Source organism: Undibacterium cyanobacteriorum (assembly GCF_031326225.1).
Taxonomy (GTDB): domain Bacteria; phylum Pseudomonadota; class Gammaproteobacteria; order Burkholderiales; family Burkholderiaceae_D; genus Undibacterium; species Undibacterium cyanobacteriorum.
Map to the genome: position 1 here is coordinate 4,385,982 of NZ_CP133720.1, position 25,086 is coordinate 4,411,067.

At 49.2% G+C, this 25,086-nt stretch carries 21 protein-coding genes; 15 read left to right on the top strand and 6 right to left on the bottom strand.

The features are described 5' to 3' along the window. Positions 1 to 56 precede the first annotated feature (56 nt). The 4 genes from RF679_RS18240 (at position 57) to RF679_RS18255 (ending at position 4,211) form a co-directional block, all read left to right on the top strand. On the top strand, positions 57 to 2,303 hold the full coding sequence (locus RF679_RS18240) for a carbohydrate binding family 9 domain-containing protein (protein ID WP_309482049.1): 2,247 nt from the start codon (positions 57 to 59) through the stop codon (positions 2,301 to 2,303). A 76-nt stretch (positions 2,304 to 2,379) separates the two neighbouring features. Further along, positions 2,380 to 3,009, top strand: a complete 630-nt coding sequence (locus RF679_RS18245; RefSeq protein WP_309482050.1) for a DUF2306 domain-containing protein — start codon at positions 2,380 to 2,382, stop codon at positions 3,007 to 3,009. Positions 3,010 to 3,043: 34 nt separating this feature from the next. After that, the gene (locus RF679_RS18250; protein ID WP_309482051.1) at positions 3,044 to 3,586 is read left to right on the top strand and encodes a DinB family protein; all 543 of its coding nucleotides are present in this window, start codon (positions 3,044 to 3,046) and stop codon (positions 3,584 to 3,586) included. 163 nt (positions 3,587 to 3,749) lie between these two features. Further along, positions 3,750 to 4,211, top strand: a complete 462-nt coding sequence (locus tag RF679_RS18255; protein WP_309482052.1) for a hypothetical protein — start codon at positions 3,750 to 3,752, stop codon at positions 4,209 to 4,211. A gap of 15 nt (positions 4,212 to 4,226) precedes the next feature. On the opposite strand, the gene RF679_RS18260 is transcribed toward RF679_RS18255, so the two are convergent. The 4 genes from RF679_RS18260 to RF679_RS18275 all read right to left on the bottom strand — a co-directional run bounded on the left by RF679_RS18260 (position 4,227) and on the right by RF679_RS18275 (position 10,603). After that, positions 4,227 to 4,502 (bottom strand): hypothetical protein, encoded by a 276-nt coding sequence (locus RF679_RS18260; RefSeq protein ID WP_309482053.1) that lies wholly within the window; start codon positions 4,500 to 4,502, stop codon positions 4,227 to 4,229. A 205-nt stretch (positions 4,503 to 4,707) separates the two neighbouring features. Further along, complete coding sequence (locus RF679_RS18265; protein ID WP_309482054.1) at positions 4,708 to 5,439, bottom strand: hypothetical protein; 732 nt, start codon at positions 5,437 to 5,439, stop codon at positions 4,708 to 4,710. Between the two features lie 332 nt (positions 5,440 to 5,771). Next, a complete protein-coding gene (locus RF679_RS18270; protein ID WP_309484049.1) occupies positions 5,772 to 6,353 on the bottom strand; it encodes an ATP-dependent Clp protease proteolytic subunit in 582 nt (193 codons plus the stop codon). Between the two features lie 191 nt (positions 6,354 to 6,544). After that, positions 6,545 to 10,603, bottom strand: a complete 4,059-nt coding sequence (locus RF679_RS18275; protein WP_309482055.1) for a PAS domain S-box protein — start codon at positions 10,601 to 10,603, stop codon at positions 6,545 to 6,547. Positions 10,604 to 10,944: 341 nt separating this feature from the next. Here RF679_RS18275 and RF679_RS18280 point away from each other — a divergent pair, with 341 nt between their 5' ends. The 6 genes from RF679_RS18280 (at position 10,945) to RF679_RS18305 (ending at position 16,239) form a co-directional block, all read left to right on the top strand. Next, a complete protein-coding gene (locus tag RF679_RS18280; protein WP_309482056.1) occupies positions 10,945 to 12,147 on the top strand; it encodes a sterol desaturase family protein in 1,203 nt (400 codons plus the stop codon). A gap of 501 nt (positions 12,148 to 12,648) precedes the next feature. Further along, positions 12,649 to 13,065, top strand: coding sequence for an ACT domain-containing protein (locus tag RF679_RS18285; RefSeq protein WP_309482057.1), 417 nt, complete (start codon positions 12,649 to 12,651; stop codon positions 13,063 to 13,065). Between the two features lie 2 nt (positions 13,066 to 13,067). After that, entirely contained in the window at positions 13,068 to 13,556 is a 489-nt protein-coding gene (locus tag RF679_RS18290) for a GNAT family N-acetyltransferase (RefSeq protein ID WP_309482058.1), read from the top strand. A gap of 131 nt (positions 13,557 to 13,687) precedes the next feature. Further along, entirely contained in the window at positions 13,688 to 14,788 is a 1,101-nt protein-coding gene (locus RF679_RS18295) for a sensor histidine kinase (RefSeq protein ID WP_309484050.1), read from the top strand. Positions 14,789 to 14,803: 15 nt separating this feature from the next. Then, the gene (locus tag RF679_RS18300; protein ID WP_309482059.1) at positions 14,804 to 15,550 is read left to right on the top strand and encodes a LytR/AlgR family response regulator transcription factor; all 747 of its coding nucleotides are present in this window, start codon (positions 14,804 to 14,806) and stop codon (positions 15,548 to 15,550) included. A 74-nt stretch (positions 15,551 to 15,624) separates the two neighbouring features. After that, positions 15,625 to 16,239 (top strand): ECF-type sigma factor, encoded by a 615-nt coding sequence (locus RF679_RS18305; protein WP_309482060.1) that lies wholly within the window; start codon positions 15,625 to 15,627, stop codon positions 16,237 to 16,239. Here RF679_RS18305 and RF679_RS18310 read toward each other — a convergent pair. Further along, entirely contained in the window at positions 16,236 to 18,854 is a 2,619-nt protein-coding gene (locus tag RF679_RS18310; RefSeq protein WP_309482061.1) for a serine/threonine protein kinase, read from the bottom strand. The two genes, RF679_RS18305 and RF679_RS18310, sit on opposite strands and share 4 nt — an antisense overlap. 199 nt (positions 18,855 to 19,053) lie before the next feature. Between RF679_RS18310 and RF679_RS18315 the strand changes: the two genes are divergently transcribed. The 5 genes from RF679_RS18315 to ygiD all read left to right on the top strand — a co-directional run bounded on the left by RF679_RS18315 (position 19,054) and on the right by ygiD (position 23,222). After that, positions 19,054 to 20,085, top strand: a complete 1,032-nt coding sequence (locus RF679_RS18315; protein ID WP_309482062.1) for a hypothetical protein — start codon at positions 19,054 to 19,056, stop codon at positions 20,083 to 20,085. A gap of 334 nt (positions 20,086 to 20,419) precedes the next feature. Beyond that, positions 20,420 to 20,947, top strand: coding sequence for a hypothetical protein (locus RF679_RS18320; protein WP_309482063.1), 528 nt, complete (start codon positions 20,420 to 20,422; stop codon positions 20,945 to 20,947). A 7-nt stretch (positions 20,948 to 20,954) separates the two neighbouring features. After that, complete coding sequence (locus tag RF679_RS18325; protein ID WP_309482064.1) at positions 20,955 to 21,650, top strand: aspartate/glutamate racemase family protein; 696 nt, start codon at positions 20,955 to 20,957, stop codon at positions 21,648 to 21,650. Between the two features lie 9 nt (positions 21,651 to 21,659). Further along, positions 21,660 to 22,412 (top strand): alpha/beta fold hydrolase, encoded by a 753-nt coding sequence (locus tag RF679_RS18330; RefSeq protein WP_309482065.1) that lies wholly within the window; start codon positions 21,660 to 21,662, stop codon positions 22,410 to 22,412. A gap of 66 nt (positions 22,413 to 22,478) precedes the next feature. Then, a complete protein-coding gene (gene ygiD, locus RF679_RS18335; RefSeq protein ID WP_373921711.1) occupies positions 22,479 to 23,222 on the top strand; it encodes a 4,5-DOPA-extradiol-dioxygenase in 744 nt (247 codons plus the stop codon). Between the two features lie 144 nt (positions 23,223 to 23,366). Here ygiD and RF679_RS18340 read toward each other — a convergent pair whose 3' ends face one another. Beyond that, positions 23,367 to 24,971 (bottom strand): M20/M25/M40 family metallo-hydrolase, encoded by a 1,605-nt coding sequence (locus RF679_RS18340; RefSeq protein ID WP_309482067.1) that lies wholly within the window; start codon positions 24,969 to 24,971, stop codon positions 23,367 to 23,369. Between the last annotated feature and the right edge of the window lie 115 nt (positions 24,972 to 25,086).

The following is a 25,086-nucleotide window of genomic DNA, read 5'->3' on the forward strand; positions in this document are numbered from 1 at the left end:
TTCGACGCCTAGTCACCGCCACGCATAATCGGCTCCCAATTTCACGGGAGCAGACCATGGTTTTTCTTTCTTTACGATCTAGGACAATACTTCGAACTATCACGCTGACCTGCCTGTTACTAGCGGGATTCAATACCAGGCTGGAGGCACAACAGACCATCCCGCGTGTCGACCGAGCGCCCACCATCGCCGATTATCGGAACACGGCCGAGACAACGCACAAGGCCGGCTTGGAGGTCAACGAATTTACCGTCACCTCGCCGCGCGACGGCGCTAAGCCGACCTATGCCACCAAAGCTTATCTCTCATACGATGATCGCAATCTCTATGCTATTTTTGTGGCCACTGCCAATCCAAACTATTTGATAGCACGGCACACAAAACGTGAGAGTACTGGTGGTGAAGATTACGTGATGTTGCAGATCGATACGTTTAACGATCAACAACGCGCTTTTGTTTTTTATGCGAATCCACTTGGAGTACAAGCGGATTCTCTCTTTATCGAAGGCAAGGATGAGGATTTCGACTTCGATACACAATGGCACAGTGAAGGTGAAGTCAGCGATACCGGCTATATCGTGAAGTTTGCCATTCCCTTTAAAAGTCTACGCTTCGCCAACGGCGAACAACAGCGCTGGGGAATTTCTCTGGCACGCTATAGCACTGAGGTCAGTGAGTTTGCGACCTGGCCTCATATCTCTCGCAAAAAACCTTCCATCGTTGACCAATTCGCCCCGGTCGTCATCAAGCATCAATTGGCGAGCAACAATCAGTTTCAATGGATACCTTACCTCCTTACCAGCAGCAGTAGTGTGCTCGATCCACAGCTCGCACAGGGACAGGCGCGGCGCGCCTTTATTGATCGTCACCAAACACAGATGGGGTTCGATGCCAAGTACGTCTGGAATAATGCGATCAGTTTCGATATGACCGTCAAACCAGATTTTTCCGATGTGGAGAGTGATGAACCTCAGGTCACCGTCGACAAGCGATTCGAAACCTTGATCACCGAACGTCGTCCCTTCTTTATCGAAAACGGAGGATTTTTCCGTACCCCTATCCCGCTCTTCTTCTCGCGTCGAATCGCACAACCTCAGTTCGGATTGCGCGCCACCGGTCGACACGCCGACTATGCCTTCGGCGCTCTCTTGATTGATGACCAAGAAGGTCTGCCACAGCAAAAACAAGAGATCGCCATCGTGCGCGGCCAAAAGGATATTTTGGGGACAGGCAATGTCGGCTTTTTATCGATAAACAAGTCGAGCGCAAACGCGAAAAATCAAATCCACGGTTTGGATTTGCACCTCCCTTTTGGCGAGCACTGGCGCTTAAATGGGCAATTTGCACAGAGTAGTAGTCACCTCCGACAGCCAGATCAAACGACACCCTCTACCGCCACTTCGCGTCAACACGTGCAGGCGAATTTGGCTTATGTGGATCTACTCTACGCAGATAGTCAATGGAAGTATTTGGGCAAGTTGCAAAGCATAGAATCTGATTTTGAAGCGCCCTTAGGTTTTCTTCCACGTCGCGGCATTCAACAGAGCGAGCAAAGCCTCGCCTATACCCAATACGGTACAGAGCATTCAAGCTTCTTGTCGCAAAACATCAAATTCAATTTGACCAACACCACCAATCAACAGCAGCAGTTTTTAGACCGCCGCACGGAAGTGCTCTACACCGCCAAAGCAAAAGCCGCAAATACTTTCACAATGCAACTGGTACGCCAAGTAGAACGCTTAGGATCAGAGGATGTGCTGACCCAAGGTTGGCTAGCAGGCTGGAACTCCAAAACTTGGCCACAACTCAGCACCACACTTTCCTTTGGCAAGAAACAAGCCCCTAATTACAGCTTTACTTCGACCCAATATCTACGAGGCCAAGCAAGCAATGTGCAAGCCAAGTTTCTTTGGACACCCGGCCGTCACTGGAGCTTTGAAGAAACCTTTTTTCTAACCAGGTTAGAAAATGAGGCGACTCGAATCTACCGCGATAAATTGGCGCGTACCAGCATCAACTATCAGTTCAACAATCAATTAGGAATCAACGCCATCTTCGATTACCACGAGCTTCAAAGCAATCCGCTCATGAGCACATTGAAATCAAACAAAACGCTCAACAGCAGCTTGCAGTTACGCTACGTCCTGAGCCCTGGCACTAGTATGTTTGTGAACTACGTGGATCGACGTGAAGGCTTGAGTTCGTTCGTCAATAGTTCAGGCTTCTTTGAAACCCGACCGAGTGCCGATTTAGATCTGCGCACTGGCAAGAGCCTTTCGGTCAAACTCAACTACCTTTTCTAAAACCTTCGGCAAAATTGGTGAGTGAGGGCGCGGCTTGTGGCATACTGAATGCTTTCCAAATTTACAATGAAAAAGTATGCGGCGCCCCTACCCCTACTACATTCTGATCTTACTCGCCCTCGCTATCGCAGCCTATGCCGTGCTGGTGTATGGCTTGATGCCTATCGGCAAAGTCGTACATCCCGATATGCGCGCCAATTTTGAAGCCCATGCGACTATCGTCTACACCCATATCTTTGCCTCATCAATCGCCCTTGCAGTTGGAGTCTTGCAGTTCTCAAAGACGCTACGTGTTCGCCACATTCAATGGCATCGCTGGTTGGGGCGGATCTATCTCGCATTTGGTGTCATACCGGGTGGGCTAGCAGGTCTCTTGATGGCCTTCCACGCGTATGGTGGCTTGGTCTCGCAACTGGGATTCGGTGTGCTGGCGTTACTGTGGTTATTCTCTGGGGTCAGCGCCTACCGCGCGATTCGTCGTGGCGATATCAAGGCCCATCAAGAATGGATGATAGGGAATTACGCGCTGACCTGCGCTGCGATTAGCTTACGTCTGTATCTCCCTTTAAGCATGGTCGCCGGTATCCCTTTCGAATTAGCTTACCCAGCAATCGCCTGGTTGTGCTGGGTGCCGAACCTCATTTATGCGCGCTGGATGATCACTCAAAATCGATCTAGAAATGCGAATGAAGCGAAAGAAACTTAAGATTCACCTGTCATCTGTTTTTCAAGGAATCATCATGGATAGCCACACTACATGCGTCTCACTGCTCGCCTCACTGTTCGCCTCACTGTTCGCCACCAAAGCATGGGCCAACCAAGAGTTATTAAGTTTGATGGAAACGGCGCAGGCCGACACGCCGGAGCGTCAACAACTGCTGCACAGCGCCATGCGTTTGTTGAATCACATTTACGTGGTCGATCGCATTTTTCAGGCACACTTGAGTGGTGAAGCGCACGGCTATAGCAACACCAATACCAAGGAAACCCCAACACTGTCAGAACTCCATGAGGCCGTTCAACGATGCGATACGTGGTATCAATCCTTTATCGAACAACAAAGTGACGAGACTTTAGCGATTGCCGTCCCATTCCAATTCACCGATGGCGACACCGGTTGCATGACGCGCGCCGAAATGCTGATGCACATTATTACCCATGGTGGCTATCATCGTGGTAACGTTGGACAAATCTTGAAAGGCTTGCAGGTAGCGCCGCCACGCGATCTCTACACCAAGTTCTTACACCTGAGTGAGCCACAACGACGTCAGGGCCAGCTCTGAAATATTTTGTGAGGTACGGACGCTTCACGAATGGATCGAAGATAAAGTCCATCTTTCCTCAATCCATTGCTCGCGCTTCTCAATTGGTCGCTTTGATCTTTCGCACCGCTAGCGCACGTCGTATAGTGCTAGCACCTGAAGAAGTGCGCAAATGAGGTGCATCATGGAATTAATTTTTACCAAAAGAAAAGACGGAAAATACGATCATCTGGCGATTTGGAACGCGGGTGAACTGCGTGGCGAAATTGAATGCCCTAAACAGGGCATCATTCCTCACGACATGGTGCATTACGGAGTCGAGCATATTCTGCAAAAGCGTGGCTTCATTGGCCGCGTTGCAGCCGGTGAAGCTGCGGTATTTCAGATGCAGGGAGAGGCTGAAAGCAATGGTGTCGAACGTTTGGTGGAGGTTTTTCAAGCAGATGGCTGGGCTGGTTGGAGCACGGCTGCGGAGGATATGCTCGATCTCTATCAAGTTACCTGTGCAGCGCGTCAGTGCCCAGCTTTGCCATTGCAAGTCGCTGATGTCGAACAAGTCAGACAAGAGCTGCTGCGCTTGAGCGCTTTATGGCAAACCACCGAACCAGGTCAAAGTCTTCATCTAGAATTTACATCTCGGGACTAAGCTTAGTGGAAAATATCACACGAACACGTCGACCTGCGTCCCTAAATAACCGGTAATCAAGCCCCAACTTCTTTGTAGTTCAAGCACTTCTTCTCGTGTCATGGTGGTGGGGCTGGCCGCGAGTTCGGTATTGATGTCGGACACAATACCCTGCGCTTCTTGTTCAGCCCGTAGCAAGGCTCGCGCGTCGGGAGCAGGCGTGCTGTTCTCACCTCGCGCCTTGCTCAGCTGATATGCTGACAAGCCTTGATTGAGCGAATTCGAAATGGTGGGCGACAAAGCGACAGACATCAAGTTCCCGAAAGCAAAAAACACGATTGTTTTGATGTTGCTAAGCTTAATCTGAGGAGTCCTGTTTCGAAGGCGCGAATAGAGGGCAAATGCCCAGCGAATTCCACTTTAGAAAATAGAATGGGCTGGGCATAGCTTATTGATGTACTTATTGATGTACTTAGTGGGTACTTAGTGGGTACTTAGTGGGTACTTAATGAGGTGCTTATTTATCAAGCCCGATCGTCTTCACCGACTTGCCATTTTCATCAAGCATTTCGATCACAGGCTCACCACTGGCACTGACAGCGATACGCAAACGAGGACGGCCTTTGGCGTCATTCAAAATTAAGGCAGAGTCGCGTTTTCCATTAGTACCCAGATACAAGCGACTTTGCGAGAGTTTGCCTTGCTCAATCAAGCCATTCCAATAAGCTTCACGCTCCTTCACATCGGCGATGGCATTGGCCGTTTTCCAATACTGTTCGTAGGCATCGTTCGAAGAGTTTTCATAGAAAGGCACATCATTAATGATCACACCCGCCATACTCGATTTTTCGTTATTGATATGCTTCAGCTGCAGGGCCTGATCCTGACGATAGCGATCAAAAGTCAAAGACAGCCCCGCATTGATCTTGCCATCGGCGCTACGACTGCCCTTCTGGATAAAGCCGCCATTTTCATTTCCTTCTTCATCTAAAAAAATCATACCGGCGAAGCTACGACGATCAGGACGTGGGATTTCCTTACCTTGTTCAAAAGCGCCAGGGAATTGTGCGCGATTTGAAATGATCAAGCGCTTAGTGCCATTCGGCTCCACGATATTGATGCGACCGACGGTGATCTCATCAAACTGCGCATGGCTGGGGCCGTCTTTAGCGCCTGTCAACAACACGACTGCACCGAGAGCTGCGGCCATGGTCGTGCAACCTGCGAAAAATGTGCGAATGTGTGACATGATGTGCTCCTCTTAGTTTGAATGATGGACTGAGTTGGATTTCGATTTCACCTTTTCTTGCTCGTCAAACGACAAAACAAGGAGGCCTTGCTCTCACCATTGCAAGGGCTATGCCAGCTACTGTGCCAGATATTAAAAATCAAAATAACTTGATAAAAATCAGTCACTTACCGCAAAGAGATCGAGAGAAAAACTACCCTCTGAAATAACCTAGATGTGCGTATCAGCACGAGATATGAGCGCTTTCGCACAGTCGTGGCCAATAAAAAAGCGAGGTCACACCTCGCTTTTTTATCGATGTACGCAGTACGGAGCACTACATCAAACCAAGTTTATGCATCGAGTTCATTTTGCTGAACCACGATACGCGATACCAAGCCATATTCTTGCGCTTCGGTCGCCGTCATCCAGTAATCACGTTCGATATCCGCTTTGACTTTTTCCAAAGGCTGACCGGCTTCTTTGGCGATCAAGGCTGCAATGCGTTCGCGAATCTTGACGATTTCACGTGCTTGAATGGCGATATCGGTCGCTTGACCACCGGCACCACCGCTTGGTTGGTGGATCAAGAAACGTGTATTCGGCAAACACACACGGCGTTCTTTCGGCACCGCCAAGAACACATTTACCGCAGCGCTGCCAACCCAGCCCGTGCCGACCACGCGCACTGGCGCATTGATGAAGCGGATCATGTCATGAATCACGTCACCGGATTCCACATGACCGCCAGGTGAGGACACCAACAAGGTAATCGGATCATTGGATTCTGCCGACAAAGCGATCAAACGCTTGCTGACTTCGGCCGCCAGCTTGTCATGAATCGTGCCAAACACCAAAACGGTACGCGATTTAAAAGCCTTTTCTTCGAGAAACGGGCTCGCAACATCTTTATTCGATTCTTTTTCTTCTTGCATGAAGACCATGGGCTTTCCTCTTTCTTGGATCTACGGGATAAGTTAAGAAGCGATATGCTACTCGATTTTGAGGATCTTGGCCTTAGTAAAACCTTTTTTAGTTCTTGTTCACTCAACCGATTACTGTCACTCTATTGGTCACAGTAACAGCAACAATCAAAGTCAGGCTTGCACTGAATCAAGCGCCCAACTTAACGCAGTTGCAGCCAAGCTTCCTCACGCTTCCATCGCTGCGTCCAATCAAAAAACTGAGCTGCAGGCATCGGACGCGCTATGCCGTAACCTTGTGCATGAGAGCATCCGAGCTGTATCAATTTTCGGCCATGATCGAGGGTTTCCACACCTTCTGCAATGACCTCACGATTGAAGGCGTTGGCGAGACGAATAACCCCCTCAACGATGCCTAAATCCTCTTGATCAATCAGCATATTTCTCACGAAACATTGATCAATTTTTAAAGTGTCAATCGGCAATTTCCTGAGATAGGTCAGCGAAGAATATCCCGTACCAAAATCGTCTAAAGCAAACTTGACACCAAGCTCATGACAGCGCTGCAGAACCCCCACCGCTTGATCGATATCGGCAATTGCCGCCGTTTCCAACACTTCCAATTCAAAGTGTGTCGCATGTATGTCGGGATGGCGAGAAAGTGCGCCCTTCAAAAAACTGTGAAAATCTTGATGCAAAATGTGGTCCGCGCTGACATTCACACTGATACGCATGTCTAAAGCCTGACGATGCCATTCCTCACCCTGACTCAAGGCCGTTTCAATGACCCACTCGCCTAACTCTTTTTCAAGATTGCTACCGTGGACGTGCGACAAAAACTCGCCGGGTGCCAAAATGCCTCGCTCTGGATGATTCCAACGTATCAGTGCCTCAGCGCCGATGATGCGCCCGTCGGAGAAATCAACCTTCGGTTGATAGAACAAAACAAACTCATTTCGTACTAAAGCTTGTCTTAAGGCTTCGAGGAAGTTACGGTGGATTTGCGCGCGACGATCACTTTCTAGATCAAACAAATGATAGCGATTCTTACCGCTATTCTTTGCCATATACATCGCTTGATCCGCATGACGCAATAGACTATCCGCATCAACATTATCGTCAGGGAAGAGGCTAACGCCGATACTGGCCGTAGTATGCAAATGGAGTTGGTCTATTTCAACGGGTCGACTAACTGCCAACAGGATTCTTTCAAGAACTTGGACGCATTCAACCGAACTGCCAATATCCGATAGAAGCACGACAAATTCATCTCCGCCTAAGCGCGCCAAAGTATCATTTCCCCTTAGAACTTCGCGTAAATGTCGTGTGACGCCCACCAATAATTGATCACCAACTTGGTGTCCATACTGGTCATTGATGATCTTGAATCCGTCCAAATCAAGGAAACAGACAGCCAAAGAAGTTTCGCTTCGGATTGCGCGTTTTATCGCCTGACCTAGGCGATCTCCCAGCAAACGTCGATTGGGGGCACCGGTCAAAATGTCATAGTGTGCAATCCGATCGAGTTCTGCCTCGTGCGCTTTAATTTGGCTGATATCTGAAAACACGCCTATAAAATGCAAGACTTTGCCGGTTTCGTCGCGTACCGAAGAAATTGACAGCAATTCGGCATAAACCTCACCGTTTTTGCGACGATTCCAAATTTCACCTCGCCAAAAATCTTTGAGATTAACCTCATTCCATAAATGCGCATAAAAGGCGGCATCATGTCGCCCAGAAGACAGTACTTTGGGTGACATTCCGACCACTTCACTCGCACTAAAACCCGTAATACGCGAGAAGGCCGGATTCACTTTCGTGATCTTGCCCTCGCAATTCACCACCATAATTCCTTCGTAGCTACTCGAAAAAACCGTCAATGCATCTTTTTGTGCAAGCTCCAATAACTTTCGTTCTGTAATATCCGAATGCGTTCCGGACATCATGAGAGGATTGCCATCACAATCACGTTCGACGATGCCACCACGCGTCATTATCCAACGCCAATCTCCGCCCTTGGTGCGACAGCGCATCTCAAATTCATGTTGCACAATTTCACCCGCCATGTGTTGGCGAATCGACTCCATGGCCTTGGGATAGTCCTCAGGATGTATAAGTTCCGGCCACATCGCAGGCGTCACATTCATCTCACCCGGTTGATATCCGAGCATGGTTTCCCAGCGCGGGCTGACATCGAAGGCGTTGGTCTTGAGATTCCAATCCCAGTAGCCTTCGTCTGCGCCCTCCAAAACACGCGCCAATCTCTGTTCGCGTTCACGAATGGCTGCCTGTGCCAATTGTTCTTCTGTCAGATCGCGCCCGAAGGCCATGTAACGTCCATCCGCGAGGCGTTCGGTGCTCAACGCAACTTGGATGGTTCTACCGTCTTTGTGCCGCATCGGCCAATTCCGACGAATGTATTTTTCTTGGCTGAGTCGTGCAAGATGTTCGGCCAGAAGAGGTCTCGCCTCCTCGGCGATCACTTCCATAATTTGAAGTTTAACAAGCTCGGAAAGATCGTATCCAAGCAAACGCAGTGCGGACGGATTCGCATAGATAAACTCTCTGTCTTTACTTGTAATCCAAATCGCATCGCCGGCTTCTTCTAGTACGACTTTGAGGTCTTCGGTAATGCGGCGGCGTTCTGTGATATCCGACAAAGTTCCCACCATACGCAGGGGCTTACCTTGCTCATCGCGGGCGACGGTGCGTCCTTTGGCGAGCAGCCAACGTGGATTCTCTCCACCTTCGCCCATGCTCGATGCTAAACGGAATTCAAATTCGATACTGGCCGTCTTGCCGGCCTTATGCTGATTCACCACATACATTGCCGCAGCGAGGTCTTCTTCAAAAATAACTCGTGCAAAAAACTCAAAATCTTCGGTGTGGTCTTCGATTCGTGTGTCGGTGATTAGAAAATAATTTGGGCTACGATACACCTTGTTCGTACGCAGATCCCAGTCCCAAATCGCATCACAAGTTGCATCGATAGCGAGTTGCAATCGCTCTTCATTTTCTTTCAGGCGCAATTCAATCAATTTGCGGTCGCTGATGTCTTGGATAGTTCCGTATAGCTTGATGACTTCGCCGTTTTTATCCATCAATGCTTGCCCACGCACCATCACCCAGTGCAAGCTTCCGTTTAGTTGACGCAGTTGTGCGTCACAAACATAAGGGGTTCCATCTTGCAAACAACGATCTACTGCAGCTTTCAAATTAAGCCAAGCCTCAGGAGTAAATGACGGTTCCAACTTATCAAAATCTAGGGCCGTAGTCGTTGGATCCAAACCGAAAATATGGAAAGTTTGCTCAGACCAACTCTGTGTATTTGTGTGAAGATCCCATTCCCAATTACCTAATGTTGCAATTTGCTGCGCTTCCTTCAATTTTTCTTCGCTACGTTGCAAAAGATCAATGGTTTGTTTAGTGAGTGTGACGTCACGAGAGATCCCGAACAAACCACAAGCGCGCCCATTTTCATCAAGGAGGACTCCTTTCGTCACGGAAAAAATAAGATTCTTTCCATCTGCCATTCGCAAAGCTTCTTCATGAGTACTCGTGCCGCCACGGACTATAACCTCGCGATCACGTTCCGCAAGAAGTTGAGCCGATTCGCGGGGAAATAGCTCAAAATCTGTGCGGCGCAAGATTTCCTTTTCGGTCCGTCCAACATAATTACAAGCAGCCTGATTAGCAAGAACATATCGCCCTTTTTCATCTTTGACGAAAATAGCATCAGAAGTACCCGATACCACCGAGTCAAGTAGGCGTCGCTGTAGTTCATCTTTTGCCATCGACCGCCGCAAAAGTTCACTAAGTAGTATTGCCGTGCCACAGATCATCAGAAAAGAAATCACTTGCACGAGATCATAGGGGTTGGTGAGATCCAAACCACTCCCTTTCAATCGCATCAGAAAGAAGACGCCAAGCAAAGATCCAAAACATGCTAGCAAGGCTGGCCACATGCCACCGAGCATCGCGCTCAAGACCACGGGAAAAACGAAGACAATCAACATGGGCTTGCCATAGGAACTGACAATGAAATTTTGGTGTAAGGCCAGTGTCGTTAAAGACATAACCACACCCAAGACATAAATCAGCCAAGTCGACTGATGCAGACGCTTTGCGCCATCGCCCAGTGTTGACAGTAAGGCGCCACTGCCGAGTGACTCATGATCGGGAACTGAATGTAAGGCAAAATAAAATAATGCGGCCGTAATCGCGACAAAAAAGAACCCTTTCAGCGTCGATATCATCACCATAGACTCGAGGTCGAAGAACAAGCCAAGAAGACGATCTGAGAAGAATATCCACGCCAATGAACACGCCGCATATATCAACGTGGTTAAAAGGATGAAACGATTTCTCGCCTGACCTCGCATCACTGCTCCTTCGCGTGTTCGCACTCAATTGGACCACTGGCAAATATAAAGACCGCTGATTGCTATAGTATGTAATTCATTAATCTGCCGCAATTCCACTATCCCCTTTTGTGTAGAAAACTAACGGCCTCTTTACGTCGATCAAGGTTTTTTAGAAGGCTTTGATCATTTGTGGTTTTTCTTACAATGAGGATATACTTCGAGCTTCACTGGAGCTCTATATGTCTGCAACCGAAAAGAAATTCCGTAAATCTCTCCGCATTGCCAAAGCAATCACCCCAAGCGCCGCACAGGCCGCTGTTTCCGATACTGCTAGTTTGTTGAAGCAAACTGGATCTTTATCATCGTTCGCACTGTTCAGTGCGGTGGTGTCCCTATCGCTGGCAATCTTATGTGCATTAGGCGTCTTGGCCTTCCACTATCCACAGTATCTGACTACCCCCGAATTGCGTAAGGTATATTCCGTCGACACCATTCGTCATATCTTGTTCACCGCTATGGTCATTGCAGGCACTTTGAGTTTAGTGAATTTGATTCTGGGTCGCCATCGTGGCATTCACGCCGTCGCTGCCGTATTGATCGCGGGCTGTTGGTTCGCTGGTGGTTCACATGTGCCGGTGCAGGATTTTCCAGACCATACGCCTTACATTGGTTTAGATTGGTTTATTCTTGATCTACTCGGTTCAACGCTGATTTTCGTCGCGATCGAAAAACTTTTCCCACTCTACAAAGGACAAACACTGTTCCGCTTTGAGTGGCAAACTGATTTGATTCATTTCGCTGTGAATCACTTTATCGTCGGTTTGATTTTGTTGACCGTCAACTTCTTGATCCATCGCCTTTTTGGTTGGCTGGCCAGCGATACCATCCAAAACACCGTGCAAAATATTTGGTTCATCCCGCAACTTTTGCTCTGTATTTTGGTGGCCGACCTCACCCAATACTGGGCCCATCGTGCTTACCACGAGATCCCTTTCCTGTGGCGCTTCCATGCCGTACATCACTCGACCAAGGTGATGGATTGGCTGGCTGGTTCACGTCAACATTTGATGGAACTCGTGGCAACGCGTGTGTTGGTCTTGGGTGCCTTATTCGTGATGGGCTTTAGCAAGCAAGTCATGGATGTCTACATCATCGTGGTGGGTTTCCAAGCAGTATTCAATCATGCCAACGTGCATTTGAATTGGGGACCGTTGAAATACATTATCGTCACGCCCGACTTCCATCATTGGCACCATTCCTCCGACGATGCTGCCATCGACAAAAACTACGCTGCGCACTTCGCCTTCCTCGATTATTTGTTTGGGACTGCGGTGCGTGGTCAATCTGGTTTCCCAGAAAAATACGGCGTACAAGGTGACTACATGCCTGATGGCTTTGTGAAGCAGCAGCTGTTTCCATTCCAGAAGTTAGAAACAGATTAGACGCTTGCCGAGATAACGATGAGCACGCACATCACCCCCTATCAAAGCCCCGAAGCAAGGTTGGATCAGGTCTCCCAACCCGCAGCACCGACGGTGAAAGAAACACTTCGAGTGGGATTCCCTTTTCTATTGGTGTTACGTTGGCTGGCGATCGCGTGGTGCCTTTTCGACGGTTCCTCGCAACTAATTAGGCTCGTCACCAATTGGGCTCTATTCTTAGACCGAAGCCTTATTTCACCAGCATTGAATCCTTATTTTTGGCTCATTTCAGCGATTGCCGTTTTCGCTATTGGCGTTTTTCTGATACGGCCCTCTCGATGGGTCTTTGTTGCCTTAGCCATCAAGATTTCGTGTTACTTATGGATGTCATTGGTGTGGAGTCAAACCAGTTTTCTGGACACGATCACAACCCGAACTTGGCTCATTCAAGGCGCTCTCGTCGCCCTCTGTTTCCAACTATGGCTGAAAAAGAGATTGCGCTAAATTGGCAGTAAAACAAACATGAGCCAAGCCATTTCCAATCTCGACGAACTACTACGCACGATGAATGCGACCCGTGAGCCCGGCGTGTATGCCTATGTCAGTGTGCCGCATGAGACCGATGTGAGCGCACTGCCTTACCTTGCATTGTTCCGCGAACGCGAAGGCATCAGTTTGATCGTGGCTGAAGAGGTGGCACAGCAGGCCGGCTTGGCGATGATATTCCGTTGCGCCTGGATTAGCCTCACCGTTCATTCCGATCTCGAGGCTTGCGGCCTCACAACCGCCTTCTCGACGGCGCTCAGTGCGCAGGGTATTAGCTGCAACGTGGTGGCAGCGGCCTTTCATGACCACATCTTTGTGCCACTGCATCGCGCCGATGATGCGATCGCTTGTCTCGATGCCTTATCAGCTTCCCGTTCACGTTCGCCGAGTTAAGCATGTTCACGATCCGTCGCGCCACATTACAAGATGCCAAAAACATTAGCCATTTGGTGCGCACTTTATTGCCGTTTTTCACCATTCATGCTGATGGTCGCGGTGCCGAGCCCTTCTTAGAGACAGTCAGTATCGACGGCATGAGCAAGATCTTACAATCCGAGGATTTTCGCTATTTTGTGGCCGAAGCGAAAGATGCGCAGGATCAGCATTCCCTAGCAGGCGTGGTCGCGCTGCGACGTCTGAACGATCGTTTCAGCCATGTCTATCATTGGTTCGTCGCACCAGCGTTTCATGGCCAAGGTCTAGGCCGCCAACTATGGCAATTCATCCTCGACGATGCCATACAAACCAGTGACCCCGAGCGCTTAACCGTCAACGCCTCGGTCTTCGCCCATCCTTTGTATCGCCAATTCGGTTTTGTTGACACGGCCGAGCGTCAAGAACAGCATGGCTTAGCGTTTATTCCGATGGAATTGAAAATCCGCTAATAGAAGCTCCTCAAGTCACAAAAATCCCTCATTTCGGTATCCAAAAGCAGCACTTCGTTCCCTAGTTCTTCTCCTGTTACGGGTTTTGTCTCACAATCACGATCAACAGTAATAGAACGGAGCCGATAGTGATGCCCATCAACGAACTCAATACCAAACGCATGTGGATGTTTTATTCCTTGGCGTGGATTGTCTATTCGATATTGATTGGCTTCATCGTCCAATTTGACGAATTCAATCAAGGTAACTTCAATTGGGCGATGGCTACGCGCACGGTACTCACCACTTTACCGACTGCGTTTATCCTAGCCTTGATCTGGCCGCTCAGCGCGAAATTGAATCATGCCCAAATCAGCACTGCACGATTGGTGACCATTCATTTTGTTTGTGCCTTTGCCTTTGCCTGTTTTTGGCACTTCTTCGGCATCGCAATGTATTACCTCTTGATCGGCACTATTCCACAACGTTCCATCGCCTGGTACATCTGGCCATTCCTATATAGCATGATGATGTATGGCGTGATCGCTTCGATCTTTCACGGTCTTCGCAGTAGCGAATCGCGTCGCCTTCAAGATCTCGCGTTTACACAAGCGCAAAAATTATTGGTCAGCACCGAACTCAATGCCTTGCGCAATAAACTCAATCCGCATTTTTTGTTCAATACCCTTAATTCCATCATCGCTTTAGTTCGCAAGGACGCCGTCGCTGCCGAAGCCGCTTTATTTCGCTTCTCAGATATGTTGCGCTATATTTTGCGCACCGAAAAAAGTGGCCAAGACCGCGTCACGCTCGATGAAGAATTGGATTTTGTACGTGACTATCTCAGTCTCGAATCGCTGCGCCTAGGTCAACGCCTTCAAGTGGAATGGCAGATAGATCCCAGCACGACTGCCATCAGCATCCCTGCTTTGAGCGTGCAACCTTTGGTCGAGAACAGCATCAAACATGCGTTTAATCCGCGTAGCCAACCTGGTTTATTGACGATCAAAGCGGAAATGCGCCATGCCGAAAACTGCTTACGCGTCAGCGTCCAAGACGATGGCCCTGGCTGCGATGTCACTGCAAACACAACCACAAACTCCAATGTAAACAAAAACCAAGGCGGTGAGGGCATGGGCCTACGGACCATAGAACGTCGCTTGCAATTAGAATATGGCGAACGCGCTCGCTTCACCATCGAGACCGCACCCGGCGGGGGCTTCGCCGTGCACTTAGATATTCCCTATCAATAAGCGAGGGACTTACTCATGTCGACCAAAACCGCCTTTATTGCTGAAGACGAACCCCTTGCGCGCGAATCGCTGCGCGACGCCGTGATGGCACGCCCAGAATTACACCTGATCGGTGAAGCCGACAATGGCAAAACGGCTCTCGAGCGCATTAATCAACTGCGTCCCGAAGTCATCTTCATGGACATCCAAATGCCAGAGATGACCGGACTCGAGGTGATCAAGCGCCTTGAATATCAACCTGCGATTATTTTCACTACCGCTTACGATAATTATGCGGTCGCCGCTTTCGAATTAAATGCGCTCGATTATCTGCTCAAACCCTTCTCACGCGAACGTTTTGATGCTGCGGTCGATCGTTTGCTCGAAGAACAAGGCTCATCCGATTTGTCGACGCTGGGTCAAACCTTGGAACAAGTGACGCAGCGTTTGCCCAGTCAATTAGATCGCATTTTAGTTCGTGATCGAGGCCATATCTTTCCGGTCAATATCCAACAAATTGCTTACCTCAAGTCCGATGCGAAATACACCGCACTGTATGTCGACGGTAAGACTTTTCTGGTGCGCCTCGGTATTTCCGAATTAGCCGAACGACTCGATCCGAATCGCTTCGTTCGTATTCATCGTTCAGTCATCGTCAATTTAGATTATGTCGAATCGATGAAGACCGATGAACAATCGCAACTACAATTGCAAATGCGCGATGGCAGCGTATTGGTGGCGAATCGGGAATCGTCAAAGATGCTGCGAGATATGGCGATTTAAATCCTTGCACATCACTTGCTGCAAGTAGAGGTGCGACAGTACAATCAACAACTTCCTGCCACTCTGAAACAACCATGAGAACAGACACTCAGCCGCCACTAGGCACTGACAATATCGATGAAAGTGAACGGCTACCGCAAGCCGCAGAACTCACTCTCTGGCTGCAGCAGGCTGGCTTTTCTTTCGAACAAAGTACCGCGAACTTATTCATCCGTTTATATCAAGAATTACGACGCCTAGCCCAAAGTCGTCTATGGCATGAAGCGCCAGACCATACTTTGTCGGCGACGGCCTTGACTCACGAAGCCTACCTACGGCTCTCTACCCAACAACAAACCGAGTGGAAAAATCGCAGTCATTTTCTAGCCATGGCCGCGACCATGATGCGACGCATATTGATCGATCATGCATTAGCCAAACAGGCCGATAAACGGGCGGCTGAACTTGTGACTTTATCGGCTGCGGAACTCATTCCCTCTGAACAGGGTTCAATACTTGATGTGCTCGACTTACATCAAGCATTGTGCGAATTTGAGCAACTCGATCCCCGCGCAGCGCGCATCGTGGAGTTGCGTTTTTTTGGCGGTCTGGAGCTCGAAGAAATCGCCGAAACACTCGACATCTCGCTAGCCACAATCAAACGCGACTGGACCCTTGCGCGCGCATGGATGCGTGCTCGACTAAGTTAGTTTTTCAATTGTTGCCAGCGCTGCGCATAAAGTGGCGGCAAGGCCTGAATCTGCTGTGCCTGCTGATAAGCTGCTTCAGCGAAATGTCGGTATTGACTGGCTAATGTTGTTCGTTCAAACTTTGCAGCGACTTCAAACCATCGAGCGCGCAACAACCACGCCGCTTGATCATTGGCCGCGGGCTCGGTCGCCACCAGCAAGGGCTTACTTTGCTCGATGAGACGATGACTCGCTGGTGCGGTCAACAAATTGGCGAACTCCACTCTTAACCACGCCAAGCGCCGTAGCTCTCGATCTGATTTCGCGATCGCTGCAAACTCTGGAATCAGCGTTTGGAAACGCTGTCTGGCCTGCGCTGTTTGTCCTGACTCACTCAACGCCACCCCTGTGTACACCGCACCGGCAGCCCGACGCGTACGCCAGGTCGTATTATCGGGTTCCATCTGGATTAACTTATCATAAGCGGCCCAAGATACTTCGCAATACGAGAAATCAACTTTTCTACGTAAAGCAAGTGCGGTGTTGCAAGCTAAGTTTGCCTCATTCGCGAGCGCTGCCCAATGCGCCACGTTTTGCGGTTTCAAATGCGTCGCCTGCTGTAGCGCTTGCACTGCTTTTGCGCTCGCTGTAGCTGACCTTTCAAATTCACCAGCGTCAGATGCTTGGTAAGCCTCCGCCCCATAGCTAACACCCAGTTGATGATAACTTGGCGATTCTTTTGAGTTGATGAGCACGAGTTCGGTGAATTTTTCTTGCGCCGCGCGCAGTTCTGCATCTGCTTGTTGCCGTGACTTACTATCACTGCCGAGAAGCTGGGCTCGATTCAAGTGGGTCGAAGCCAGAGCATGCAAAACATTTTCATCTTTAGGAAATCGTTGATCTGCTTTTTCCAAAATGTGGAGACGCTGTTGCTGCGCCTCTAAGGCGTCTGCCACCTTGCCTTGACCGCGGGCGACATTGGCGACAGCGCGCCACGCTTCTCCCCATGCGACGGAAAAGCTGGCGACACGATTTTGCGAACCAGCGCAGCGTTCAAACCAGTAGATCGCCCGCTTTGCGCTCGCGAACCCCGCAGTATTTTGCTGTAAAGATCGATTCTGATTATCGACCTGCATCTCCGCCATGCGCGACCAAGCATGGGCTAGATCTTCTTGTATGGCAGGGTCTGCGTCTGGCGCGCTCGCTAATTTCTCAAGATCATCAATCAGATCCTGCATCATTTTCGCGCGGATTTCTATCCCGCCCGGCAAATTGTCGATTTGATTTCCGACACGATAGAGCACGCCACGTGTCACGCTTTTCAAACGCTCAAGATTTTCTTGTGCTTGTAGTTGAGCCTTTTGTGCACGATGCGCTTGCAGTAGCGCAAAGCTACTTGCACCTAAGATGAGTGCTACAGCAAATGCGCTCATCGTGGCGGCGAATCGATGACGACTAATCCACTTAGATAGCAGGTACCAAGTTGATAAAGGTCTTGCGCTAACGGGATATCCCTCTAAATACGCTCGGATATCAGCGGCAAACGCATCCACACTGGCGTACCGTTCTTCTGGATCTTTCCGCAAAGCTTTGAGCACGATGTTGTCGATGTCACCTTGCAGCATGCTTGCGTCTAGCGCGAGACCCACTTCGTCCGAAGGCTTTACAGGGATCGTACTCGGCGCCTCTGGCAACTCATGCAAAACTGCATGTGCTGCTTCTGCCGGCGTCGTGGCCTGGCGACCATAGGGCTTTTGACCAGTCAATATGCCATACAATAGAACACCCAATGAATAGATGTCGGTTGCAGTTGTGACCGGTTCCCCTCGAATTTGCTCTGGACTTGAATAAGCTGGCGTGAGTACTCTCTGTTCCAGAATAGTCGCTTGAGATTCGTCGCCTTGCATAGGGTCGATTGCTTTAGCGATGCCAAAGTCTAACAATTTCACTTGCTGTTCACGATCGACCATGACGTTGCTCGGCTTCAAATCTCGATGCACTAGCAAGCGTGCGTGAGCATGTGAAACGGCCTGCAACAACTGCAAAAACAAGGCTAATCTTTCGCGTAAGCTTAATTGTAGGCAAGCGCGATCAATACTAAGTCCGTCGACTAGCTCCATGACAAAATACGGCGCGCCATTCGAACTCAAGCCTGCATCCAATAGTCGTGCGATATGGGGATGATTGAGGCGAGCCAAAGCTTGTTGTTCACTTGCGAAACGTCGCACGATATCGTCGCCGTCACGACCTGTACGCAAAACTTTCACTGCCGCCCAGCCTTCATAGCGACCATCGACCCGATGGGCTTTGTAAACTTCGCCCATACCGCCAATACCAATCTGCTCTTCTAGCTCCCAGGCTCCTAACCTTGTACCGCTAAGGCTCGTTGTGACGGTGGAGGCAGGGAAGAACTCTCCGACCCGCGCCGCCTGCCGCAATTGTTGCGTAAAAGCGCCGGTCGCATCGGCCATTGCATGTCGCAAAAGACTTTCGATCTGCGTCTGTAACTCAGGCGCCAGTGCGAGCTCTCTGATCTTCAGCATTCGCTCATCTTCGGGTAAGGCAAGCACTTGCTCGAAAACTTGTTTCGCCAATTCCCATTGCGCTGGGCTCAAAGCGGTCCATGAATGATTCATCGCGTCGGTATTAAAAAAAATATCAAGCAAATCTTACCGCACCGACTTATGGAAACATAATCAAATGAACAACAATTCAAGAAATTTGCACGACTGTGAGCTGTTTTCTTCACTTTTCTCGCGTAAGTACTTAAGCCGATTAAAGCAACAAAGTTGATCCCGTCTCGGCTCCGTGAATCAATCAGGAATGAGGAAAATTATGGCAATCAATATGAAAAAAAATTGGCTACAAGCTACGCTTATCGGCGCTCTGTTAATTAGTACAGGGGCAACTGCGCACGCTGGCATCCTAGATATGTTGAAAGGTAAGGACAAGCCTATCGTAATCGAACGTGATAGCGACATGAAAAAAACAATGGCGTTGGCCATCAAGGAAAGTGATCCCATCTTTAAAGTACGTGGCGATAAAATTACCAAGGTTGGTATCAGCGCATTTCAAGTGCAATTCATCACAGACTCTAGCCTGTCCCAGACCCGTAAAAATATCGGTAGCGGAAACGAGGTCCGAGCAGCTGTGCAGTACAAGCTTGAAGTGCCACCTATCGAGGTATATCAAAGAATTACTGATTTGATGCGAACACAACTCGAAAATGAGCTGCGGGAACGTGGTTATGAAATCATCACCGCAGAAAAATTAAGCGAGGATAACGACTTCGCTGCCAAGATTCGCAATACGCCATCACTGACCAGCAGTGAACCTGGATTCTTTTCCAAATCAGGTGAAATTACAGTTCATGCTAGCGGTACAGCAGATACTTTTGGCATCATGCAGGGAGCGGCCGAAATGCGCCTTGCAGAAAAATTTGGTAGTGGTACTGCCATGTTAAAAGTAAGGCTCGTCGTCAATTTCGCTTCAATGGAAGAAATGGGTTTTGTCGATCGCGCCCTGGCAGGCGCAGACGCTGGAATAAAACACAAAGTTGGTCTATCGATCGAAGCTGACTCAGCGTCGAATAGCCCTAGCCATTTAGCCCTCGGCACCCCGTTGGGAGTATGGCCCATGCCGATTCGCAGTCGCATTTTTATGAACAATCCGATTGCAAAACAAGTCGAGAAAATGAATGAGAGTACCAGCGAGGCCGCGATTGGTTTCTTGAAGTCGCTTGCCGGTGGAAGTAGTGTTGGGACACGCTACTTGGTCACCCCCGCAGATGACTACGAAGCGCAAATGTCTGAGGGTCTTAAGCTCGTGATGAGTATGTGTGCTGAGACTTTGCCCTCATTAAAATAGGCGGGATTAAAGAAACAATCGCAGTATCTGCTATCGGGTACTTTGACAAGCAAATTGTGAATGTCGCCTGACCTTCTAGCTTCGTATTAACAAGAAGTCCCGATAGCTGCGCTTCGATAGCAAACATGAATTTTATTCAGAAGAACCACTCCTCGGCGCCTAAAGAAACGATCTTTGGATTCGACATTCTATACCTGTTAAGCGTGTGATAGGGGCGAACGCGGAATCTTCTAAGATGCTGCGAGATATGGCGATTTAAACACAGAAATTCTGCGATAATGAAGAGAGTCATCTCTCTCTTATCGCTATGAACGTCCGCAATAACATTTCTTTTTTGAGTCTGGTTTCAGGCTTAGATTCAGGCCTGGTTTCAAGCCTCGGCCAGACGCGCCAAGTACGCCTTCGACATACGCTGGTGCGCTTAGGCTTTAGCTTCGGCTTTGGCTTTATTGCACTCCTCTCGACACAGACCGCCTCAGCGCAAATGTTGACCCAAACCAATCGCGATATTGGCAAAGGTTATTTGCTCCAAGAATCTCAACAAGTGAATGTGCCCGGTCGTTGGCATAGCGATCGACGCAATCATTTTCTGTATTACGGCAAACGCTATGTGTGCCAATGCACCTTTTACAGCATTTCGGAACAAGGGCGCTTTGTGATTTTCCAAACGGTCGGCAATAAGGCCGTGATGCTATTTGACGCGAAGCTCAATCAAGTCTCGACACTGAAAAAACTCGCAGAAGAAAAAGTCAAAGAGGTAAGCTGGGATGCCAAAACCGAATGGCGCGCTACCGTCGTGCAAAATCTTGCCGACGACAAAACAAAGACCACTAAATTGACTCTTCCTCACAAAGATAAATAGACAGATCATGAAAACCATAGGACTCATAGGCGGCATGAGTTGGGAATCGACCATTCCCTATTACCGCATCATCAATCAAACGATTAAACAAAAACTCGGTGGTTTTCATTCAGCGAAGCTGGTGCTGGTCAGTGTCGACTTTCATGAAATCGAGGAACTACAACGCGCTGGCGATTGGGATGGTGCAGCCGCGATCTTGAGTCAAGCGGCGAAGTCACTTGAAGCCGCTGGCGCTGACTTTATCGTGATCTGTACTAACACCATGCACAAAGTCGCGCCAACGATAGAACAAGCAGTGAAGCTGCCGATTTTCCATATCGCCGACCCGACTGCGGAAGAAATCAAACGCCAAGGCATACAAACAATTGGTTTGCTTGGCACACGTTTTACGATGGAACAAGATTTTTACAAAGAACGCCTACGCAGCCGTCATAGCTTAGAAGTCGTGATTCCAAATAGCGAAGATATGGACATCATCCATCGCATCATTTACCACGAGCTCTGCCTCGGCAAAGTCGAAGACGCTTCACGTCAAGAATACCGACGCATCATGGCACAACTAGTCGCTCAAAGAGCGCAAGGCATCATCTTAGGCTGCACTGAAATTTCACTCTTAGTCGGTGCGGCAGACGCCAGCGTGCCTTTGTTTGATACGACGGGCTTACATGCCAGTAAAGCGGCTGAGTTTGCGCTGCTAGACTGACACAGTTGTATGCGGAACCGACTTCCTGATCTCGTTCTACTACCGGGCATGGATGGCACGGGTAGGCTCTTTCAGGATTATGTGGGTCACTTATTGCAGAGCGAACCCACGCTGAAGGTTCACGTTATCGATTATCCGCCTGATCGAATTCTTGGCTATCAGGAGCTGAAGGATTTGATTAAAAGAAGGCTTCCGCAAGATAGTGATTTTTTCTTGCTAGGCGAATCCTTTTCAGGACCACTAGCGATCGAACTCGCAGGTGATTTTGCCATTGAGCACCCACAGCATCTACAAGGCTTAATTCTCTGCGCGACCTTTCACAAAAATCCGCAAGCCTTACTCGCTCCGTTTTCTGGCTTAACACGCTTATTCGCTCCACAGCATATCCCACGTGCTTTGATCAATTGGATGATGTTCGATAGCCATGCAAAACCATCACACCAAGAAGCCCTCTATCGAAGCTTAGAATTGGTGGATGAGAAGGTCATGCAACATCGTTGTCGTGAAGTGCTGCAGGTCAATGTGACTGACAAGCTATCCGCCATCACCTGTCCTGTGCTCTACCTGCAAGCGCAATCTGATCGACTGATTCCTGCCCATCACGGTCGCGCCATTCAAAAGCTCATCCCTCAAACGCAGCTCATCCGCTTTACCAGTGGTCATATGTTGTTGCAAACCCAAGCAAAACTAGCAAGCGACGCGACACTCGCGTTTATGCGACAATCAGTCAAGCCATCAAGCGCCTCAATCAATTCAAACTAAGCCTAAACACAATTCATCATGAACCATCAACACATGCCTGCCATTTTTCTAGGACATGGGAGTCCTATGAATGCAATCGAAGACAATGCTTACACAGAGGCGTGGAGTGCTTTGGGGCGACGGTTTCCGAATCCACGCGCGATTGTGATGGTGTCGGCGCATTGGATGACGCATACCACGGCGGTCACCGCCATGGCGCAACCGAAAACCATTCATGATTTCGGCGGTTTCCCACCAGCCTTATATGAGATGCAGTATCCAGCTCCAGGCTCTCCGGCATTGGCGCAACAAGTAGCCGATCTTTTGACGAGTAGCGGCGTGACGCAACAGGTTGCACTCGATCAGGCGTGGGGCCTCGATCATGGCACATGGTCGGTATTGGCCAAAGTGTATCCGGCGGCGAATATTCCGGTGATACAACTGAGCCTCAACATGAACGAAGAAGCGCCGTATCACTTTGCGATTGGGCAGCAATTGGCTCAATTACGCGAGCAAGGTGTGATGATCATGGCGAGCGGGAATGTGGTCCACAATCTACGTGCGCTCAACCCACAAATCAAGGCTTACGATTGGGCGCGACGCTTTGATGATTTAGTGCGCGATACTATTGTGGCCGGTGACTTTGACAAGCTCATCGCCTTTGACACACTCGGGCAAGATGCTCGTTACTCGATTCCCACAGCAGAGCACTTCTTACCTTTGCTGTACATCCTCGGCGCCAAAGGTACCGACGATAGCACCGAGGTGATTTGTCATGACACGGCCATGGGCTCGATTAGCATGACCTCGTATATTTTTCATCGAGCATGAGGTAAGAGCTACGCGCTAGCAATTGCTGCACTTAAATCAGATTAGATCCGCTCCTACAAGCACCAAAAGAAAATCGGCGGTGATTTTGCGATCACCGCCGATTTTTTACTTTCTAAACTCGTTCAAACCAAACTACTGCCAAAATCAACGCTTCGCTGGTTCTGGTGGCAAAGGTTTGCGTGGCAACAGATCATCACGATTCGCTGCGTGTGCAACGAAGCTCGCCATAATCATCGACGCCTGCATCATGTCGCCTTTTTGTACTTTGTCGTACACGTCAATATTAGTGTGGTGCGTACGTGTAAAGTAGTCCATCGGTTCTTGGATGAATTGGAAGCCAGGGACACCGACCGCATCGAAACTCACGTGATCCGTGGAACCGGTCTTCTTCATCGTCGTCGTCTTAGCGCCGAGGTCATGGAATGGTGCCAACCATGAATCAAAAATCGCTTTTACAGCGGCATTATTTTCTGCATAGATACCGCGGATCTTGCCACCACCATTGTCGAGGTTGAAGTAAGCGGAGATTTTGCCGTGCATGGGTTTGTAGACCAAAGGATTGGTATTACGACGCATGAAAGACGGTACATCTTTATCCGCTGGATCATTCGATTCTGCACGCGATGCGACGTATTTGTTCACGTAGAAACGGGAACCCAACAAGCCTTGCTCTTCGCCGCCCCACAAAGCGATGCGAATGGTACGACGTGGTTTGAAGCCGATCGCTTTCAACATACGCACTGCTTCCATCGCCACCGCAACACCAGCAGCATTATCGGTTGCGCCAGTGCCGGCATGCCAGGAATCCAAGTGACCACCAAGCATCACGACTTCATCTTTCTTATCTGTACCTGGAATTTCAGCGTAGACGTTGATGGAGTTTGCTGGGTCTTCATCACTGAAATTGACCGCACTTTCCACTTCCAACATCACGTCTTTTTTCTTTTCCAACAAACGATAGATACGATTGTAGTGCTCGGCGCTCATGACAAACGCGGCAGGACCTGTATCCTCGCCCGCTTTGTAGGAACCACCGCCTTGTACGAAAATAGTGCCGTCGTCACCGCGAGAGACATTCACCGTCGCCAAAACTTTTTCTTCCATCAAGAATGGGATCAGTTTCTTGTTGAAGGCCTGGCGTTTCGCGAAAGCCGCTGCGTCAAATGGTGCGCGGGCTGGACCGGATTCAAACTCCATATTGGCGATGTCGTGCAGATCTTGCTCGGTATAACGCTTCGCATCGGCTGTCATGTGTAAGGGTGTCGCGATCGGTGCATCACGGAACAAGATAACGCCGTTCAACTTACCTTTCCATTTCGCCAAATCTTCTTCTGATTCGAGTTTGGCGTACACTGCTTTGCCGCGCTTCAAACCGTCTGTGCCTGGGGTCCACGCTTTTGGGATTGCCACTAATTCCAGATTACCTGGCGCCACCATACGCATACTGGCTTTTTCCAAGACCCAGCTACGACCAAACGGACCGATATTTTCGACTTGCGCATTCTGCAAACCCCAATCAGTCAACTGCTTCTGCGTCCACTCACCCGCTTTCTTCAAGGACGGAGAGCCTGTCAAACGTGGACCGATTTCATCCGTCAACACGCTCAAAGTATCCATGACCTTCGAACGGCTTGTACCTTCGTCACGAATCTTGTTGATCAATACCAAATCGACTTTTTCATCGGCTGCAATGGCTGGCAGGCTGACACCTGCGACCAGTGAGCACACTAGCAAACTAATTAAGCGCATCTTTGTTTCCCTTATTGTGAAGTGCCGGTTGCATTCTTTTTTGCCTCAAGGATTTTTTAATTGCTCGATTCCTTGATCGAACTTCGATTAGAGAGAAATGAAATGGTTCCCGATT

What these genes read in the sequence shown, in the direction of transcription:
- RF679_RS18245 (WP_309482050.1), top strand. Translation starts at nt 2,380, where the DNA reads ATGCGGCGCCCCTACCCCTACTACATTCTGATCTTACTCGCCCTCGCT.
- RF679_RS18310 (WP_309482061.1), bottom strand. Translation starts at nt 18,854, where the DNA reads ATGAATCATTCATGGACCGCTTTGAGCCCAGCGCAATGGGAATTGGCG.
- RF679_RS18240 (WP_309482049.1), top strand. Translation starts at nt 57, where the DNA reads ATGGTTTTTCTTTCTTTACGATCTAGGACAATACTTCGAACTATCACG.
- RF679_RS18290 (WP_309482058.1), top strand. Translation starts at nt 13,068, where the DNA reads ATGTTCACGATCCGTCGCGCCACATTACAAGATGCCAAAAACATTAGC.
- RF679_RS18330 (WP_309482065.1), top strand. Translation starts at nt 21,660, where the DNA reads ATGCGGAACCGACTTCCTGATCTCGTTCTACTACCGGGCATGGATGGC.
- RF679_RS18325 (WP_309482064.1), top strand. Translation starts at nt 20,955, where the DNA reads ATGAAAACCATAGGACTCATAGGCGGCATGAGTTGGGAATCGACCATT.
- RF679_RS18275 (WP_309482055.1), bottom strand. Translation starts at nt 10,603, where the DNA reads ATGGTGATGATATCGACGCTGAAAGGGTTCTTTTTTGTCGCGATTACG.
- RF679_RS18265 (WP_309482054.1), bottom strand. Translation starts at nt 5,439, where the DNA reads ATGTCACACATTCGCACATTTTTCGCAGGTTGCACGACCATGGCCGCA.
- RF679_RS18260 (WP_309482053.1), bottom strand. Translation starts at nt 4,502, where the DNA reads ATGTCTGTCGCTTTGTCGCCCACCATTTCGAATTCGCTCAATCAAGGC.
- RF679_RS18250 (WP_309482051.1), top strand. Translation starts at nt 3,044, where the DNA reads ATGGATAGCCACACTACATGCGTCTCACTGCTCGCCTCACTGTTCGCC.
- ygiD (WP_373921711.1), top strand. Translation starts at nt 22,479, where the DNA reads ATGAATGCAATCGAAGACAATGCTTACACAGAGGCGTGGAGTGCTTTG.
- RF679_RS18295 (WP_309484050.1), top strand. Translation starts at nt 13,688, where the DNA reads ATGCCCATCAACGAACTCAATACCAAACGCATGTGGATGTTTTATTCC.
- RF679_RS18270 (WP_309484049.1), bottom strand. Translation starts at nt 6,353, where the DNA reads ATGCAAGAAGAAAAAGAATCGAATAAAGATGTTGCGAGCCCGTTTCTC.
- RF679_RS18255 (WP_309482052.1), top strand. Translation starts at nt 3,750, where the DNA reads ATGGAATTAATTTTTACCAAAAGAAAAGACGGAAAATACGATCATCTG.
- RF679_RS18340 (WP_309482067.1), bottom strand. Translation starts at nt 24,971, where the DNA reads ATGCGCTTAATTAGTTTGCTAGTGTGCTCACTGGTCGCAGGTGTCAGC.
- RF679_RS18280 (WP_309482056.1), top strand. Translation starts at nt 10,945, where the DNA reads ATGTCTGCAACCGAAAAGAAATTCCGTAAATCTCTCCGCATTGCCAAA.
- RF679_RS18315 (WP_309482062.1), top strand. Translation starts at nt 19,054, where the DNA reads ATGGCAATCAATATGAAAAAAAATTGGCTACAAGCTACGCTTATCGGC.
- RF679_RS18305 (WP_309482060.1), top strand. Translation starts at nt 15,625, where the DNA reads ATGAGAACAGACACTCAGCCGCCACTAGGCACTGACAATATCGATGAA.
- RF679_RS18285 (WP_309482057.1), top strand. Translation starts at nt 12,649, where the DNA reads ATGAGCCAAGCCATTTCCAATCTCGACGAACTACTACGCACGATGAAT.
- RF679_RS18300 (WP_309482059.1), top strand. Translation starts at nt 14,804, where the DNA reads ATGTCGACCAAAACCGCCTTTATTGCTGAAGACGAACCCCTTGCGCGC.